General features: G+C 42.9%; 14 protein-coding genes. 12 read left to right on the forward strand and 2 right to left on the reverse strand.

From position 1 onward, the window contains the following. The first annotated feature begins 190 nt into the window (after positions 1-190). The 6 genes from ftsL (at position 191) to JMW61_RS05000 (ending at position 8679) form a co-directional block, all read left to right on the forward strand. Positions 191-673, forward strand: a complete 483-nt coding sequence (gene ftsL / locus JMW61_RS04975; protein ID WP_194197886.1) for a cell division protein FtsL — start codon at positions 191-193, stop codon at positions 671-673. Then, positions 670-2775, forward strand: a complete 2106-nt coding sequence (locus JMW61_RS04980; RefSeq protein ID WP_201549824.1) for a peptidoglycan D,D-transpeptidase FtsI family protein — start codon at positions 670-672, stop codon at positions 2773-2775. The genes ftsL and JMW61_RS04980 overlap by 4 nt, the downstream gene beginning before the upstream one ends. Before the next feature lie 78 nt (positions 2776-2853). Further along, positions 2854-4605, forward strand: coding sequence for a UDP-N-acetylmuramoyl-L-alanyl-D-glutamate--2,6-diaminopimelate ligase (locus JMW61_RS04985; protein WP_201549825.1), 1752 nt, complete (start codon positions 2854-2856; stop codon positions 4603-4605). 356 nt (positions 4606-4961) lie between these two features. Next, positions 4962-6422 carry a UDP-N-acetylmuramoyl-tripeptide--D-alanyl-D-alanine ligase gene (locus JMW61_RS04990; protein ID WP_201549826.1) on the forward strand — a complete coding sequence of 487 codons (1461 nt, stop codon included), beginning with the start codon at positions 4962-4964 and terminating at the stop codon, positions 6420-6422. A gap of 3 nt (positions 6423-6425) precedes the next feature. Next, positions 6426-7544 carry a phospho-N-acetylmuramoyl-pentapeptide-transferase gene (gene mraY / locus JMW61_RS04995; protein ID WP_110923675.1) on the forward strand — a complete coding sequence of 373 codons (1119 nt, stop codon included), beginning with the start codon at positions 6426-6428 and terminating at the stop codon, positions 7542-7544. A gap of 214 nt (positions 7545-7758) precedes the next feature. Continuing rightward, positions 7759-8679: a putative RNA methyltransferase gene (locus tag JMW61_RS05000; protein WP_227687359.1), complete on the forward strand. Its 921-nt coding sequence runs from the start codon at positions 7759-7761 to the stop codon at positions 8677-8679. 59 nt (positions 8680-8738) lie between these two features. Here the strand turns inward: JMW61_RS05000 and JMW61_RS05005 are convergent, their stop codons facing one another. Together JMW61_RS05005 and JMW61_RS05010 are read right to left on the reverse strand one after the other, a co-directional pair. Further along, positions 8739-9533 carry a YdcF family protein gene (locus JMW61_RS05005; RefSeq protein ID WP_201549828.1) on the reverse strand — a complete coding sequence of 265 codons (795 nt, stop codon included), beginning with the start codon at positions 9531-9533 and terminating at the stop codon, positions 8739-8741. Positions 9534-9739: 206 nt separating this feature from the next. After that, positions 9740-10282, reverse strand: a complete 543-nt coding sequence (locus JMW61_RS05010; RefSeq protein WP_110923673.1) for a redoxin domain-containing protein — start codon at positions 10280-10282, stop codon at positions 9740-9742. Between the two features lie 651 nt (positions 10283-10933). Here JMW61_RS05010 and JMW61_RS05015 point away from each other — a divergent pair. The 6 genes from JMW61_RS05015 (at position 10934) to JMW61_RS05040 (ending at position 16313) form a co-directional block, all read left to right on the forward strand. Further along, the gene (locus tag JMW61_RS05015) at positions 10934-11230 is read left to right on the forward strand and encodes a hypothetical protein (RefSeq protein WP_201549829.1); all 297 of its coding nucleotides are present in this window, start codon (positions 10934-10936) and stop codon (positions 11228-11230) included. Between the two features lie 26 nt (positions 11231-11256). Further along, complete coding sequence (locus JMW61_RS05020) at positions 11257-11562, forward strand: hypothetical protein (protein WP_201549830.1); 306 nt, start codon at positions 11257-11259, stop codon at positions 11560-11562. A gap of 127 nt (positions 11563-11689) precedes the next feature. Continuing rightward, on the forward strand, positions 11690-12235 hold the full coding sequence (locus JMW61_RS05025) for a hypothetical protein (RefSeq protein WP_201549831.1): 546 nt from the start codon (positions 11690-11692) through the stop codon (positions 12233-12235). Positions 12236-12335: 100 nt separating this feature from the next. Next, a complete protein-coding gene (locus tag JMW61_RS05030; RefSeq protein ID WP_201549832.1) occupies positions 12336-13313 on the forward strand; it encodes a hypothetical protein in 978 nt (325 codons plus the stop codon). Between the two features lie 315 nt (positions 13314-13628). Next, the gene (locus JMW61_RS05035) at positions 13629-15167 is read left to right on the forward strand and encodes a YHYH protein (protein WP_201549833.1); all 1539 of its coding nucleotides are present in this window, start codon (positions 13629-13631) and stop codon (positions 15165-15167) included. Positions 15168-15248: 81 nt separating this feature from the next. Continuing rightward, positions 15249-16313 carry a hypothetical protein gene (locus JMW61_RS05040; protein ID WP_201549834.1) on the forward strand — a complete coding sequence of 355 codons (1065 nt, stop codon included), beginning with the start codon at positions 15249-15251 and terminating at the stop codon, positions 16311-16313. Positions 16314-16336 lie beyond the last annotated feature (23 nt).

Genomic DNA, 16336 nt, shown 5'->3' on the forward strand with positions numbered 1-16336 from the left:
TGATGTTTTAATGGTTACGTGGCTGTTAAAAACCTGTAAACATTCTCTGCTAGGCTCGACAGTTGCTTTCTTTTTTGTCTGTTTGGTTTTACCTTTATCTTTTCTGATGGTGCTGATGGCTCATGAGTGTTGCATCACTCATAGACGGTTATCGCTTTTTATATTTTGAAGTTCAATTTTTGAGATCGTCATGGCAATATCTGACAAACCGACAAAACGTCGCGCCGCACCGCCCTATAATAACGATATCGGCGAACTATTCGTGCGCCGATTTAATGTGGTCAGTATCTATGTGGCAGTGCTATTGATAATAGCTGCCGCGATCGTGTGGAGCGGTATCAAAACAGCCGAAGGTGTTCAGCAATATCATCAGGACTATAAAACCTTGCAAGACATGAAAAAACAAGAGCGTAAGCTACAAGTTGAGCACCAGCGCTTGCTCATTGAACAACAGACATTTAGTGCGACACCGCAAATTGCTAGTCGTGCTGTGTCTGAGTTGGGTATGTTCTCACCAACCCTCAAAGATAAGCTCATTATCCAGCCAGGAGCCGCTACGGTATTGGTACCAGTGGACACTACTGATTCAGATGACGAAGAGTCATACGCTGTTGGACCACGGGCTTCTACGGATTTGTCTCCTGATGTTGCGGAAGCGGAGGCAGGACAATGAGTGATAAAAAACCTAACACTGGTGGCAAAAAACCTGTCAAAACTACCAGAAAAAAACCAGCCAGTGGCAAGGTCACCAAGCCATTACGCCCTGCTAGCGCGGCTAAATCTGGACAAACAAGCAGCAAGCCTGAAAAACAATCTTCTGGCAATCGTAAAGCCAAACTGTTTGATCGCCTAAAAAAGAACGAAGACAAAGGTGCTTATACCAGTGTCAAAAATCAAAAAGCCAAAAGAGCATTTTTAGGTAAGGCATCTGGCGCATCCTCTCGTGGTGGCTTTGAGCATGATAAGAATCGCTTCCGTACTATTTGGGGTATCGCACTGGTCGTATTGGGGTTACTTATAGCTCGTGCGTATTATTTACAGGTCGCTAATGCCCAGTTCTACCAAGACAAAGGTAATGAGCTTATTACCAGCGTGCGTACGCAAAAATCCTATCGTGGCATGATTACCGATCGCAATGACTTGCCATTAGCCGTCAGTGCGCCACTCGCAACCGTGTCTTTTAGTCCGCATGATTATTCGCGTGAATATTATGAGCTAAAGCGGATTATTCTTACCAACCCTAGCAGTCCACAATTACAGGCGCGTATGCAAAAGCGTCTAGATAATATGGACCTGACCACGCTTGCTGCTGCTGCCAATATCTCAGTCGACGAGTTAAAGAAAGTCACCGCCATTGATGACAGTATCGATGTCACTGACGAAGAAGCAGTGAAAGCAGCGCTGCCATCGGGCGCAGGCTCACATTATCTGCCATTGTTGAATAAAGTAACGCCTGAGATTGCTCAGAGTGTCAGCTCGCTTGATTTTCCTGGTATTTATGAAAAGAATTTTTTTCAGCGCTATTATCCGCAGCCACAACCAAATTCGCAGTTATTGGGCTTTATGGGACAAAGTGCTAGCGACCCTGAAGGTGGTTACGAAGGTCGTGCCGGTATCGAGCGTCAGTATGAAACTGAGCTGGCAGGTGATGATGGTAAAGTATTGGTATTGAAAGATGCCAAACAAAACAGTCTAAAAGAAATTAAGCAAATTGAACCCGAAATACCGGGCAAAGATGTAGCGTTGACCATTGATTCACGCTTGCAGTATTTGCTTTATAAAGAGCTAGAAAAAGCAGGTCGTTTGCAAAAAGCACGTTGGTCGACAGGCATGATCGTCGATGTGCAAACGGGTGAAGTGCTCGCACTATCGACATGGCCATCATTTAACTCAAATAACTTAAATGAGATGACTGGTGAAAACCAGCGTAACCGTGCGCTTCTTGATGTGTTTGAACCGGGTTCAGTAATGAAGCCATTTACCGTTGCTGCCGCCTTGGATTCTGGTAAATACACGCCGACCTCTTTAATCGATACCAATCCTGGATCTATTCGTGTTCGTGGCTATACCATTCGTGATCATAATAATCTGGGTATGATTAATCTGGCAACGCTATTACAGAAATCTAGTAACGTGGCCTCTACCAAGATTGCGCTATCACTGCCAGCCGATGCTATTAGTAATATGCAAAGGCAGTTTGGTTTTGGTTCGAAGACACCATTAAAATTCCCTGGTGAAGGAAGTGGTCTGGTCGTGACACCAAAAGAGAAAGAGACAGCACGCCGTGCAACCGTTAGTTATGGTTATGGTCTACAAGTGACTCTGGCACAGGTGGCGCAAGCTTACTCAGCGCTAGCCGCAGGTGGCGTCATGCATCCATTGACCCTAATCAAAAATGACAAGCCGCTACCGAGCAAGCGTATCATGGCGCACGAAAAGGCAATGTCGATTGTCCAAATGCTAGAAAGTGTCACCGAGCAGGGTGGTACAGCCAAAGCCGCTGCTATCGATGGTTATCGCGTTGCTGGTAAAACAGGTACATCGCGCCGTATCAACCCAGATGGTGGCTATTATACCGACCAGTACCGCAACGTCTTTGCTGGTATGGCGCCAGCGTCCAATCCAAGGTTAGTCGGTGTGATGCTCATTGAAGATCCACGTGGTCAAATTTATGCTGGCTTGACGGTAGCACCTGTATTCCATAACGTCATGAAAGAGGCGCTACGTTTATATAATGTACCTTTAGACAAGCCGTTAAAAACGGAAGAGCCATAGCAGTAAAAGTGCAACTGACCGTTTTTCAATGTTTAGCGCTTAATTATTCGATTTGTTTTAACCATTTAGGATTTGCCAATGACTATCTCATCGCCGAACAATGCTCCTGTTACCTTGCAACAATTGCTGGAAGCCAATAGCAGTAACACACAGGGTTTACAGCAGGCATGGACGGCGATGGTAGCGGCATCGGCTAATCAGGCAGCGACTCAAGACAAGTCAAATCATATAAATGTAGTCGCTAACATCCCATTTCACCAGTTCCGTTTAGACAGTCGTCAGCTTGAAATGAACGACGCATTCGTTCTCTTAAAAAGCCAAACACCAAACTGTCAAAAAAGCCGCGACTATCTATCCCAAGCTGCTAAGAATGCGGCTTTTATTCTATCGGAAGTCGATCCTATCGCGCTGTTTGCTACGGCGAATGTATCAAATTTTACTGATATCGCCTCATCAGGGGATAGTGTCTCGAACGCACAGCAACAATTAGCTGCGCTGCCTTGTCCAGTATTATACGTACCCAATATCCGTGACTTTTTAGGTGGCTTAATCCAATCTCGTTTGCAATATCAACAATCAGTGACCTTACCAAGGGTCGTTGCTGTAACGGGCACCAATGGCAAAACCACTATCAGCCAATTGGTGGCGCAATTAACCCAATTAACTGGCATGAGTAGTGCAGTGATGGGTACAGCGGGTAATGGTCGACTTGGTGCATTGGTACAAGCCAGCCATACCACGGGTGATGCCTTAGCTGTCCAGCAGTTCTTGTATCAAATGGGCACAGAGCGCGCTGAACTCTTAGCATTAGAAGCCAGCTCTCATGGATTAGATCAGCAGCGCTTGCAAGGCATGCCAGTGTCTGTGGCGATTTATACCAATTTGAGTCGCGATCATTTAGATTATCATGCCGATATGGCCGAGTATGCAGCGGCAAAAGCTAAGCTATTTGATAAAGCACATTTTCCAGATTTGACGCATGCCATTATTAATATCGATGATGAGTATGCGCAGGTTATGATTGATACTGCGCAGGCTAGCAATGTAATCGTTTGGACCTATAGTTTAGATCCATCAAAAACAGCTACCTTTGTGGCGGCTGACATTAAGCCAAGTCTACAAGGTGTCGAAATTACCCTGCGTAGTGATATTAATAGTAATGGCTCTGGTAATGAGAAGATAAGCAATATAAGTATCGTGAGTCCATTACTCGGCCGTTTTAACGTTGCTAATTTGCTCGCGGCTATTGCTGCCTCAGTGGCGCTTAGTGTGAACTCGGATGATACTGATAACGGTATATATAATGACATTGAGCGTATAGCTGCAGTTGTGCCGCAGCTACAAGGTGCTGTTGGACGCATGCAGCGTGTGCCGTCTAATGATGGCTGTTTTATCGTGGATTATGCGCACACCCCTGATGCATTGAGCCAAGTACTGGCCAGTCTCAATACTCATTGTAAGGGACAGCTGTGGGCGGTGTTTGGCTGTGGTGGCGATCGTGATGCTGGTAAGCGTCCGTTGATGGCACAAGCGGGACTAGCGGGTGCCGACCAAGTTGTTTTAACCGCTGACAATCCGCGTACCGAAGATCCCAATGCCATTTTGCAAGACATGCAAGCTGGTATGAATACAGAGCAATACCAGCGTACGCATATCGAACCTGCACGCCAAGCCGCTATTGAGTATGCTGTCAGTCATGCTGCTGCCGATGATATTGTCGTTATCGCTGGTAAAGGCCATGAAACGTATCAAGAGATTAATCATGTCCGTTATGATTTCGATGACAGTGTGATATTGCAGCAAACGCTAGCGCAAGCGGGCCGAGTATAGGCAATTGGCCATGACGGTTTTTACGTCACAATCATTTAAAAGTCTAGGGTCTGTTGAACATTCAAATGTGATGCTGGCAGTCACTATTTTTTTAGACAATATGCAGTGAAATTTTTGATGCCTAGTTATTCTAGGTGAAACAATTTCGCCATATATTGGCAAAAAATAGTACTGCCCTGAAAGGCTGATGCTAAAATTATCCCAAACGTTGTTACAAGCCTAGCTAAGGTCTCGACATTATCGTCGACTTGCGCCTAGTTTGGTGCAATTTTAGCAATCAGCAGCCCTAATATTTGAATGTTCAACAGACCCTAATATTTATAAAAATTAAGTAGTCATCATATAAGGTAATCACTATGACAGCCGACAACGATACTGCCACTCAGTCGCAAGGGCTGTATGTCTGGCAAGTAGATAATCTGCTTGCTGCGACAGCATCTCTTGATGGTCATTGGCAGTTATCACCAGAACAAATAAACGCAGGACAGACCGAGTTATCAAACGACTCTGTCACGGGCAATCGTATCGCTACCGATACCCGCACGATAAAGCCAGGTGATATATTTTTAGCGCTGAGCGGTGACAATTTTGATGGTCACGATTATATCGATATGGCGGCATCAAAAGGTGCTATCGCTGCTATCGTATCTCGTCCTGTTACCAGTCCAAACAGTATTCCGCAGTTGGTAGTGAGTGATACTCGTCTAGCACTAGGTCAGTTGGCCGCTTATCGTCGCCAGCAGCACACAGATTTGACCGTGATTGCAATCACTGGCTCTAGTGGCAAGACCACTTGTAAAGAGATGCTTGGCAGTATCTTTGGTAGATTGGCGCCAACACTGATTACCCGTGGCAACCTCAATAATGATTTGGGCGTGCCAATGATGTTGCTTGAGCTTTCGGATCATCATCGTTATGCTATCTTAGAGTTGGGTGCTAATCATATTGGTGAGATTGCCTATACGACTGAGATTGTTCAGCCTGATGTAGCTTGTATCTTAAATATTGGCACCGCGCATCTGGGTGAATTTGGTAGCCGTGAAGGCATTTGCCAGACCAAGGCTGAGATTTATAGCACATTGACCGATAACCAATGTGCCATCGTTCCTGATAAGGATGATTTCACCAATCAACTGCGCCGTATCGCTGAAAAGCATACGTCTCATGTAATTGGGTTTGGTAATACTGACGTTAGTGCTAGCCATCTCGATGTAGAGCCTGAGCGCAGTGAGTTTAAATTGCATATTGGCAGCCAAGTTCATGATATCAACTTGCCACTGGCTGGTGAGCATAATGTCAATAATGCTTTGGCCGCTGCTGCCTGTGCACATGCACTAAATATTGACGTGAGTGACATCGTGATTGGGCTTGAAAATGCCCGTCCAGCCAAAGGCCGTTTGAACAGTCAGTTGCTCGGTATGCATCGCTTAATTGATGATACTTATAATGCCAACCCTCATTCGGTACGTGCCGCTGCCAAAGTATTGGCCGCGCAGACTGGTACGCAAGTGATGGTACTCGGTGATATCGGTGAGCTCGGTGAAGCAGCTATCAGTGAACATCAAAGTTTGGGTCGTACCATTGCAACTACAGGCATCAATGTGCTGCTTTGTGTTGGTGAGTATGCCCCTTATACCGTGGCTGGCGCGCAAGAGATTGCTGATATTAGCGCCCATGCATTTGCGGATAAAGACAGTTTATTACAGTATTTACAGCCGTATTTGCAAGCGCAACAAGCGAAGCCTTGTACTGTGTTGTTCAAAGGCTCTCGTTCCATGGAAATGGAAACTCTTATAAATGCGCTAGTCGAGGAGTAGGCGGTGTTAGTTTGGTTGTTTGGCTGGCTTGGCCAGTATTATACGCCGTTTTCTGCGGTTTCTTCATTGACGTTGAGAGCATTACTTGCGGTCGTGACCGCGCTTGCTTTTAGTATGGCGTTGGGTGGACCTGTCATTCGACATCTGCGTTCGCTCAAGTACGGTCAAGCGATTCGTAACGATGGGCCTCAGTCGCATTTGGCTAAGACGGGTACGCCAACCATGGGTGGTGTCCTGATTCTCAGTGCCATTGGGGTATCGACGCTATTGTGGGCACGTCTAAACAATCCTTATGTCTGGATTTTGCTCGTTGTCATGGTTATTTTTGGGGCAGTAGGCTGGGCAGATGATTGGCTCAAGATTAAATATAAAAACCCTAAAGGCTTAATCGCTCGCAAAAAATATTTTTGGCTATCGATGGGTGCATTATTTGTCGGTATATCTTTGTATTATATCGCGACGTTACAGCCAGATATTGCAACTACTCGCGAGATGCAGGATTTGTTATTACCTATCTTTAAAGACTGGATGATTCCATTTTCGGCAGTGCCATTTGGTATTGGTTTTATTATCTTTACCTATTTTGTGATTAATGGTGCTTCTAACGCTGTCAATTTGACCGACGGTTTAGATGGCTTGGCCATCTTGCCAGTGGTTTTAGTCGCGGCAGGTTTGGGTGCGATGGCTTATGTATCAGGTGATGTACGCTTTGCTGATTACTTACATGTGCCTTATATCGCTTATAACTCTGAAGTTATCATTGTCTGTGGCTCGATGATTGGTGCAGGGCTTGGTTTCCTATGGTTCAATGCGCATCCGGCGCAGGTATTTATGGGTGATGTCGGCGCACTTGCCCTCGGTGCGATGCTTGGTACGATTGCGGTTATGACCCGTCAAGAGATTGCTTTCGCCATTATGGGTGGTTTGTTTGTCGCTGAAGCGCTATCGGTTATGCTGCAAGTTGGTTCATATAAACTGCGCAAAAAACGTGTTTTCCGTATGGCACCATTGCATCATCACTTTGAAGAAATTGGCTGGAAAGAAACGCAAGTGGTGGCAAGGTTTTGGATTATCGCTATCATTCTTGTTATTTTAGGTCTCATGACTCTAAAGCTTCGTTAACTTTAAAGGTTCGTTAATTTCAAAGCGACGTTGATACCGTCATTCTGATTGATGTTGAATTAATATCAATATTGTTGACTAAAAAGCCACTTCAAATCTGTTTGAGGTGGCTTTTCGTTTTCTAGTCATCACGTTTTTAACGGCTTCTTTTCTGCATGAACCAACGCGAATTTTGCTAAAATGTCAGTCATATTTGTATGACTTTGAGAAACCTGTGTCCTTATTTATCTGTCCCCTTTGTCAATCTCCACTACAGCCTGCTACAGATACGTGGCGCTGTGATGGTAGCCTGCACCCCAAGCAAACGGCACACCCGTTTGATGTGGCGCGTCAAGGTTATGTCAATCTACTGCCAGTGCAACAAAAAAAGTCCAAAGCACCGGGCGACAGTCAGCAGTCTATTGAGGCGCGCAAGCGGTTTTTGCATGCTGGGCATTATCAGCCATTGAACGATTTAATTTGCCAAAAAATGGTGGCGTTATTGTCATCAAATGAACAGGTAAATTGGTTAGATATTGGTTGCGGAGAAGGCTATTACACACAGTCAATGGTGCAACTGGGCACTGAAGTTATCGATACTCTAATCGCTGCTGATATCAGTAAGCCTGCTGTGGTTGAGCTGGCTAAAGTGAGCAAAATGGCAGGTCGGTTGTGGTATCAGCAGAATAAAGAGGCATCTACTCAGACGACAGCGATTTATCCGTTAGTCACTAGCGCCGCGCACCTACCATTACACGCTCATAGTATGACGGGCATCAGTAGTATTTTTAGTCCCATTTTGCCAGAGGCTTTTGCTGAAGTGCTGGCTGATAAAGGCTATCTAATCATTGCCAAGCCGGATGCAGGTCATTTAGCAACGATGCGTGATGCCTTATTTGATGATGTTCGTGAGCATGATTCTGATAAATTTTTAACAGAGTTGTCACCGTATTTCACGCTATTAGATACTCATCGTATCAGTACAGAGCTAACGTTATCAGCAGGTGATTTGGCTGATTTGATGACCATGACTCCCTATGCGTATCGTGCACGTAACGAGAAAAAACAGGCGTTATTAGAAGCCGTTGAAACAAAGCCATTTAATACTGAGGCAAAGTTTGTAGTCTATGTTTTGCAAAAAGCGACTGATAAGTAGTTTCTTATAACGGTGTGTCTATATAGATGTACTGTGCTGATGACGAGAATATACTAGCATTAATACTCTCCCAATAGCCAACCACTCACAAAGGCAAAATACTCACGAAACCAAGCATTATAGCGGATGGATAAAGGGGTCGGACTGGCGACAGTGATTGGCTGCTGATAGCCTTGATGTGTAGCAATACTGGCTGCGCGAATGGTATGAAAGTCACTGGTCACAATAGCGATGGGCTCAGCGATAGACAGCCCATTTGCTTCTAAGATGTCTCCGCTATTGGCTAAATTCTCTTCGGTACTGGTACTTTTACCTTCTTGTAAAATACGCTCGACAGCAATGCCATGTGATTCGTGTAGATACGTTGCCATAATATCGGCCTCGCTACGTGTACGCTGAAAGCCCACGCCACCACTGGTTATGACCAATGCATTAGGTTGTGATTGGATCAGTGGTACAGCGCTGTCTAGACGCTTGGCGAGGGTCGGTGTGGGTTTGCCTGCAACTGTCCCCGAACCCAATATAATAATCGCTGTTACAGTCGGTGCCGGCTGCATGCTAAGCGTAATTTGCTGCTGTAATGACCAGATAAAAAGCCCAAAGCTAATGAGCCAAAGCGTAAATGCAGCCCAGAGTCCATACCATAAACGATTTAACCAAGGGTTTCGGCAGCAATATCTGCGAATGGCATGCCAAAATAGTCCATGAGCGACAAAGACAATCCCTAATAGCAACGGTACTACTGAGCCAAAATTAATTTTACCGACAGCCATCAAAGCAACACAGTCAACGATGATCACGATACCGATAGTGAATAAGATGACACGAATGCTAGTAAGTAATGCTTTTGACATAGAAATAATACGCTTGTATATAGATAACCGACATATTGGAAAATGGTTTTAAAGGTGCCGAGTCTAAGATTATCACAGTCGTACATTATGATAGATGGATAGGGTATGGATTTTTAAGGCGGGTCATCAATCATCAAATAAAAAAGAGCTCCCTAATTGGGAGCTCTTTTTTTGAAAGATATATAAAACTGCTATTTAAACAACCTCTAGCGATGCATACCACGGACAGGATAGTTGTTTTCTGGATTTCTAATAAAAGCCAAGCCGCCAGCCAGCACTTCTAGATCTGGACGGGCAAATGGTGCATTTGAAATATCGAGGATTTGAATATTACCTTCTGCATTGATAACGAACAGACCAGGTTCAGCGAACGGATGATCAGTTTCTTTCTCTGAGCGTGGGTCAGAGATGTATAGACCTAGCGTGTTCATCTGCTCAACAGTTAGACCATAAGCGATAGGAAAGTTAATATCTAGCTCTTCTAGGTGCGCGTTTAATTGCTCTTTGCTATCACCTGAGATGGCGATGATATCAACGCCTACCTTAGCAAACGACTCTTTTATAGATTCAAGCTGAGTGAGGTATTGAGTACATTTTGGGCAATGTTTACCGCGATAAACAACGACCATTTTCCAGTCATGACCATTTTCGGGCGTACCTAATGATTTTACTTCGCCATTTAGCATGGTTACGTCTATCTCTGGGAATTTTACGCCGGCATGAAGTTTTTGAGTGTAGTCTGTTGACATTATTTTTATCCTTATCGTTTTATTAAAAAATTATTTATGTTGAATTTGATTGATCGTTCAATATGCTCAGTACCGATACTACAAATAAACGCTCAACAATGAAGTTGGCTTTTTGTTAGCGAGTGCAAGGTTTTATGACTGTCGGTAAATTTTTTATTTTATGAATCTAAAACGTATCTTCAGTTCCTTTAACTATTGATTATAGATATTTCTAATAGGAGCTATCACCAAACGTATCCTCGTAGCTGTCATACCTTTAACCTTGTATCTCATTGCCTTTTTCGAGTCTCTTATATAGGTTTTCGTCTGCAATCGATACAACCAAATAAACACTATGTATCCATTGGACAGATATAACCACTTCTTATCCTAAGCCTATTCACCACACTGTGCTATCAGTTCATTCCACACTGGTTATTCATTGATAAAAAGCGAGTGGTAGTTAATGGGATAGTTGAGCTCGTATTTTGGCATGCCCTTTTAAGTAAGATGTTCATATTTATCACAAAATATATTCATGGAAAATGATGAATATTTCTGCTATACCTAGTTATACTAATTAATTTGGTTAGTTTATCTAATTAAATTAATTGGCTGTATGGATTTCTAATCTTATGTATCGGAGTTAAGCAACCATAAAGGATTATAACTATGAAATTAGCAAAAGCTGTACTCGCCAGCATCTGTATTTTACCGTTAGTCACCATCTCTTATGCTGAGGACGTTGATCCCCAAAACTTACGTATCTCTGAAACTTCAATGATGAATGTCAATGAAGCAGCACCATCAACCATGAAAATGCATAACGAAAATGACCACATGAGCGAAAAATCAAACGCCATTCAAGACGGTAGCGATGTAGAAGTGGACAAAGAAAGAACGTGGCGCTGGCCTTGGCAGAAGAAGAACAAAGAAGTAGCGACACCTGAGAGAGCAAAGTGCTGTTAGTTCATTAACTGTAGAGGGTTACAATCATGAAACTGTCGAAAGCCATCTTAACTAGCATCTGTATTTTTCCGTTAACCACCATCGCCTATGCTGAGGATAACAATACCCAAAACTTACGTATCTCTGAAACCTCAATGATGAGTGTCAATGACGCTGCACCCTCAGGTATTCAGCAAAAAGAAGCAATGCAGATCAGTAATCATTCAAGTGCCATTAATAATTCAAATGATGTTGAAGTAGATAAGGAAGAGGGATTTAGATGGCCTTGGCAAAGAAGAAAAGATAAAGCTCTTGAAGCTATCGAAGACTTTAAGAATCAATCAAGGCCCTAGAGAGATTCAGGCAAGTAGTCCGTCATGTGGAACATTTGATGGTGAACCTAACGTAGCTTCTGATAGTAGTATCAGCTATTTATAGTGATTTATTGATATTAAATACTTTTACACAAGGATGTATATTATGAATATTTATAAGCAAATAACGATACTGACACTGAGCATGTCTCTAGTAGGGCTCAGCCATGCCGCCGATGATATGGCAGGTGCCAAAAGTGGTATGACTGTAACGGAGAACAGTGCGATTGCGGCGTGGACGCATAATTGGAGCACCACTGGGAAAGAGAAGAAAAAGGGCAAGGCAAACATGGTGTCCTCAAAGGTAAACGTGCCGCTGGAAGAGGATGCATCGCAAGTAGCTCTAACCGAGTTTGCTGAAAAAAATAACATGACGAACAAAAGTTACGGCGAGGTTTGTGGCGCATTCGTTGAAGGTGAGATGACTGAAACTAAGCGAGGAGGTCATCGTTGGGGCAAGTCTGACTCGCATTGGCCCAAAAAATCTTTTAAGATTTTTAAAGCACGCGAATTTACGAGCGGTGAAGAAGAACTGGCGAAAAGCGCAGGTCATCTATTTGGTAAAACCCGTAAAACCCATAACTGTATCACTACTAAAGTAGGGATCAACGATGAAAACGTTGAGCTTGAGTCTATGAAACTAACAAAATAATTGAGCAATGCTATATATGCTATCTACGAGTAGAACAAGGTGACAGTTAAACGTTTAGCTGTCATTTTTTATGTACTAAGCCACATTTTGGAGAGTATTCATGAAAACCTTTTGTTACCTACTGGTGAGTCTGCTTTTTTTGTACTCTGCTCAAGCCACTGCCCTAAATACTAACGAGAAAATGATCAATGAGCTGTATCAGGATACTGAGCTTGATATTGATAATGTAGATGACATTTTTGAATATGTGCTATCACAGACTGACGATACCCTCACTATTTACCCTTCAGAGGGCTATTATTACTTTAACTTTTACCATCAGGGCAACTTAATAAAAGGCAATATGTTGGTAGGTCATAAGTTAAGACAGCAGGGCAGCTTATCCTTTATATATTTTTATGACATAGCCGGCAAAGAACGAGGTGAATTTAAAACGCATCATAAACTATATAAGTCATCAGAGATATTTAGCCTGAAAGAGCATCAACCTAACTTATATCAATTAACTTTCAAAAATATCAAAAAAAACCTTAAGATTAATCAGATAGAGCCGGATGCTGATTTTGTAAAGACGCTTGAGAGTCAAGGTTTTGAAGTCAACCTACCAATGATGGATGATTCGGGAGTCACACTCTATTTGGCATTTCATCCTACTACCAATAACTTCTATTATATTAATCCTTTATCCAGAGATGATGAATTTTACTATCCCTTTAGCGACGTACTTAAAGTGGGTGCTAGAACTCAATTTGTCTACCTACCTATGGAAAAATTTGCCATATTAGTAGGCGTTAATGCCAATAATGTTTATAAAAATAACTATTACGATGGCCCTTTTGATCAGCTCCCTGACGAGGCGTTAGCCAATATAGATTATAAGTCTTATTTGTATCGAGTAAATCCAAGCTGGAAAGATAAAATATATGATGACGGCTATTTTATAGATGACCCCGATGCTCGTGTTGCACTGACCAATTATTTTGAATATCTATCGCTTGATGAACTCAAAAAAATCCAACCTTGTGCGTCTGATAAAAATCTGTTGCAGTGTTTAGAAGACAGTGGGATGCGTTTTTGATTTTGCATGATGCTTTCTTATATAAGGATATTGCTAGTTATCGCCATACGTTGCATCACGATTGATGATAGGACATCAGGCGAAGATATAGTCTATGAGATTTTCATAGTAAAAAACTCAATAGGACTTAACACTTCTTAAAGTTTATCTAAAGTAAAAATTGATATTATCTTCTCAATACAATAGACCTATTATTTTGTCACTACAATTTTTGAGTGAGTAATGATAAGTAGCCATGATGGTTAGACAGGTGCACATAAGTATCCTGTCTGACTATGACTAACTTTCAAATATCAATCCAAACGAGAGCATGTTATGACCCTTATAAAAACGGCTCGAGCTTTCAGCTTGCTGGCTATTGTCACTGCCATACAAGTTTCATCACTGACCTCTGCCTACGCCCATGATCCTAGTGCACATACTCTGCCTGCCAAAGAATGGCAGATCACCAGCCAGCCTAGTGTCGCTGCTGATTTTATTAAATTAGAAGACGACATGGTTTATCTAACCGACAGTCACCATCAGATGCTCTCTTTTAACTTGTCAGACTTTTCAGCCGATGATCAAACCTATATTTTGGAAAAAAACGCCCATATTCAAGCGATCAATCAGCTAGCAGTGATTGAAAATCTAGTAAGTAGTAATCAATTAACGGCTATCCAAAATCCAAGCGATACTACTGTTATTGCCAATGATAATGGAACTGCACTAAACAAAGCTGATGCGGCAACGTCTGTCATAACGGATAACAGTGACACGCGCTCTGTTTTATTCTTCTACCTCTTGGGCGGCTTGATCTTAGCGAGTGGTTTGGTTTTCTTCTATGTTTTGAATATACGCCACAAAAAAAACCGAACCTCAAAAGTAGCTTATTCAGTTTTTGGTGTATTGGGTTCAACTGCGTTACTTGTGGCTTGTAGCAGCACTGAGACGGCCCAAAATATCAGTGCAAAGACTAAAGAAGCGATCGCTCATTTGCCAGTACCAGCCAATGATATTGACTTTATGACGTCAGTATTTGGCTCATTTGATAACGTCAGTACCCATCATGATGATAAATATCTGTATGTCGAATCAAATGGTATACCAAGCCACGAAATGATGACAGGTATCACCAGTTGGCAGCAGCAAGTACCTATCGACCAGGATTATACCAATGAGAACAGTTGGGTCATTCCCTTACAGCCTGAGCTTGCCGATGAGCCGTTAATGGCCAAAGATAATTTTATGAAAGGGGCCATCGCTATCGCAGCTAATGGCATTCCTATATTCAACCCATTAAATAATCGTGGTGAGGATGCCAAAGCATTCGGAGAATTAGACAATTGGGGCGGGCATTCTGGACGCGCTGATGACTACCACTATCATCTTGCACCAACCCATCTACAGTCACAAGTTGGTGAAGGTAAGCCCATTGCTTATGCACTAGATGGTTTTCCTGTCTATGGTGAAACTGATGATGAGCTTGATGAATATTTAGGTAAATTCAATGAAGACGGTAGCTATGAATACCATGCTACTTCAGAGTTTCCGTATTTAATTGCCGGTTTGCGCGGTAAGGTCACTGTGAACCCAGATACGAAAGCGCCAGAAAATGAGATTGCACCGCAAGCGCATATGCACGGCGTTCGCCCAGCGCTGACGCCTTTGCGCGGAGCCGAGATCACAGATTACAAGATTATAAGCCCGACTCAATATAGTCTAACGTATACCCATGACGGTCAAGAGCATAAGCTGAATTACGGTTGGGGCGCTACTGAAGCGACTAAAGATACTTATACTTTTGAGTTTATTGATCCAGAGGGTACAACCGTACAGACTTATAAACGCACTGATGATACACAGAAAAAATAATGTGCATCTAATGATAATGATCAGTTATAGAGACAAATAAGCTGAGTTTTAGACCATCTTATATAATGCTAAGGAATCCTAATGAAACCTATTTTAATACCTGCTTTGCTAACCACGACAATATCTGCTGTATTGCTAGCGGCGTGTAGCCAAACTCAAATAGACTCAGCAGCTACCGATGCCAATGAGCAAACGACAGCATCAATAAACAGTAGTGCAGATGCCAGCAGCTATACTGGCACCGCTAGCTTAACTCAAGGTCTTGCCCAGACTGATGTGACAAATGCCTATGAATGTGATCGTGGTCGTCAAACCAACATCGGTAGTATCCAGTCAACTGACGGTAAAACATGGACAGTACCAGCAGCGACCAATTTGCTCAATACAGATTTTCCAGTGGCATCCGACTTAAACAACCCTTGTACGGGCAACGACTATCGCACCGCCAGTGAAGCTTTATCTCAACTTGATGGCTCAGACATAATTGAAATAGACGCAGATGGTGAGGTGTATACCGCTTATGTCTTTGCAGATAATTATTTTGAGATGTACGTAAATGGCGTAGCCGTCGGACGTGACAATGTACCATTTACTCAGTTCAATTCAAACATTGTACGTTTTAAGGCAAAAGCACCGTTTACCGTTGCTATGCATCTGGTAGATTGGGAAGAAAACTTAGGTATTGGTTCAGAGAGTAATAACGGCTCAGAGTTTCATGCAGGAGACGGTGGTCTCGTCGCTGTGATCAAAGATAAAGATAACAACATCATCGCCAAGACCGATGAAAACTGGAAAGCACAAACCTTGTATACCGCGCCGATTAGAGACTTGTCCTGTGTTAGTGAGTCAGGTAGCGAGCGCCTATCTAGTAATTGTGTTACCACCGGTAATGTGCAAGATAGTTCGGCAGATTATGGCCTGCATTGGGAATTGCCTACCAACTGGCAACAAGCAGACTTTGATGACTCTAGTTGGCCGAATGCCACCACCTATAGTAACCAAACCATTGGGGTAGACAACAAATCAGCTTATACCAATTTCATAGATATTTTTGATAATGAAAAAGCAGATGCTGAATTCATTTGGTCAACCAATGTCGTACTCGATAATGAAGTTATCGTACGTTACACAGTCAATGGATTATAAAATCTGAAAATATTTGTGTTGTT

It is taken from the genome of Psychrobacter fjordensis, assembly GCF_904845995.1.
GTDB classification, from domain to species: domain Bacteria; phylum Pseudomonadota; class Gammaproteobacteria; order Pseudomonadales; family Moraxellaceae; genus Psychrobacter; species Psychrobacter fjordensis.

Bases quoted from the DNA above. Each gene is read 5' to 3' on its own strand.
- JMW61_RS05025 (WP_201549831.1), top strand. From the start codon at position 11,690: ATGAATATTTATAAGCAAATAACGATACTGACACTGAGCATGTCTCTA.
- JMW61_RS04985 (WP_201549825.1), top strand. From the start codon at position 2,854: ATGACTATCTCATCGCCGAACAATGCTCCTGTTACCTTGCAACAATTG.
- JMW61_RS05010 (WP_110923673.1), bottom strand. From the start codon at position 10,282: ATGTCAACAGACTACACTCAAAAACTTCATGCCGGCGTAAAATTCCCA.
- JMW61_RS05030 (WP_201549832.1), top strand. From the start codon at position 12,336: ATGAAAACCTTTTGTTACCTACTGGTGAGTCTGCTTTTTTTGTACTCT.
- JMW61_RS05005 (WP_201549828.1), bottom strand. From the start codon at position 9,533: ATGTCAAAAGCATTACTTACTAGCATTCGTGTCATCTTATTCACTATC.
- ftsL (WP_194197886.1), top strand. From the start codon at position 191: ATGGCAATATCTGACAAACCGACAAAACGTCGCGCCGCACCGCCCTAT.
- JMW61_RS04990 (WP_201549826.1), top strand. From the start codon at position 4,962: ATGACAGCCGACAACGATACTGCCACTCAGTCGCAAGGGCTGTATGTC.
- JMW61_RS05040 (WP_201549834.1), top strand. From the start codon at position 15,249: ATGAAACCTATTTTAATACCTGCTTTGCTAACCACGACAATATCTGCT.
- JMW61_RS05035 (WP_201549833.1), top strand. From the start codon at position 13,629: ATGACCCTTATAAAAACGGCTCGAGCTTTCAGCTTGCTGGCTATTGTC.
- JMW61_RS04980 (WP_201549824.1), top strand. From the start codon at position 670: ATGAGTGATAAAAAACCTAACACTGGTGGCAAAAAACCTGTCAAAACT.
- JMW61_RS05020 (WP_201549830.1), top strand. From the start codon at position 11,257: ATGAAACTGTCGAAAGCCATCTTAACTAGCATCTGTATTTTTCCGTTA.
- JMW61_RS05015 (WP_201549829.1), top strand. From the start codon at position 10,934: ATGAAATTAGCAAAAGCTGTACTCGCCAGCATCTGTATTTTACCGTTA.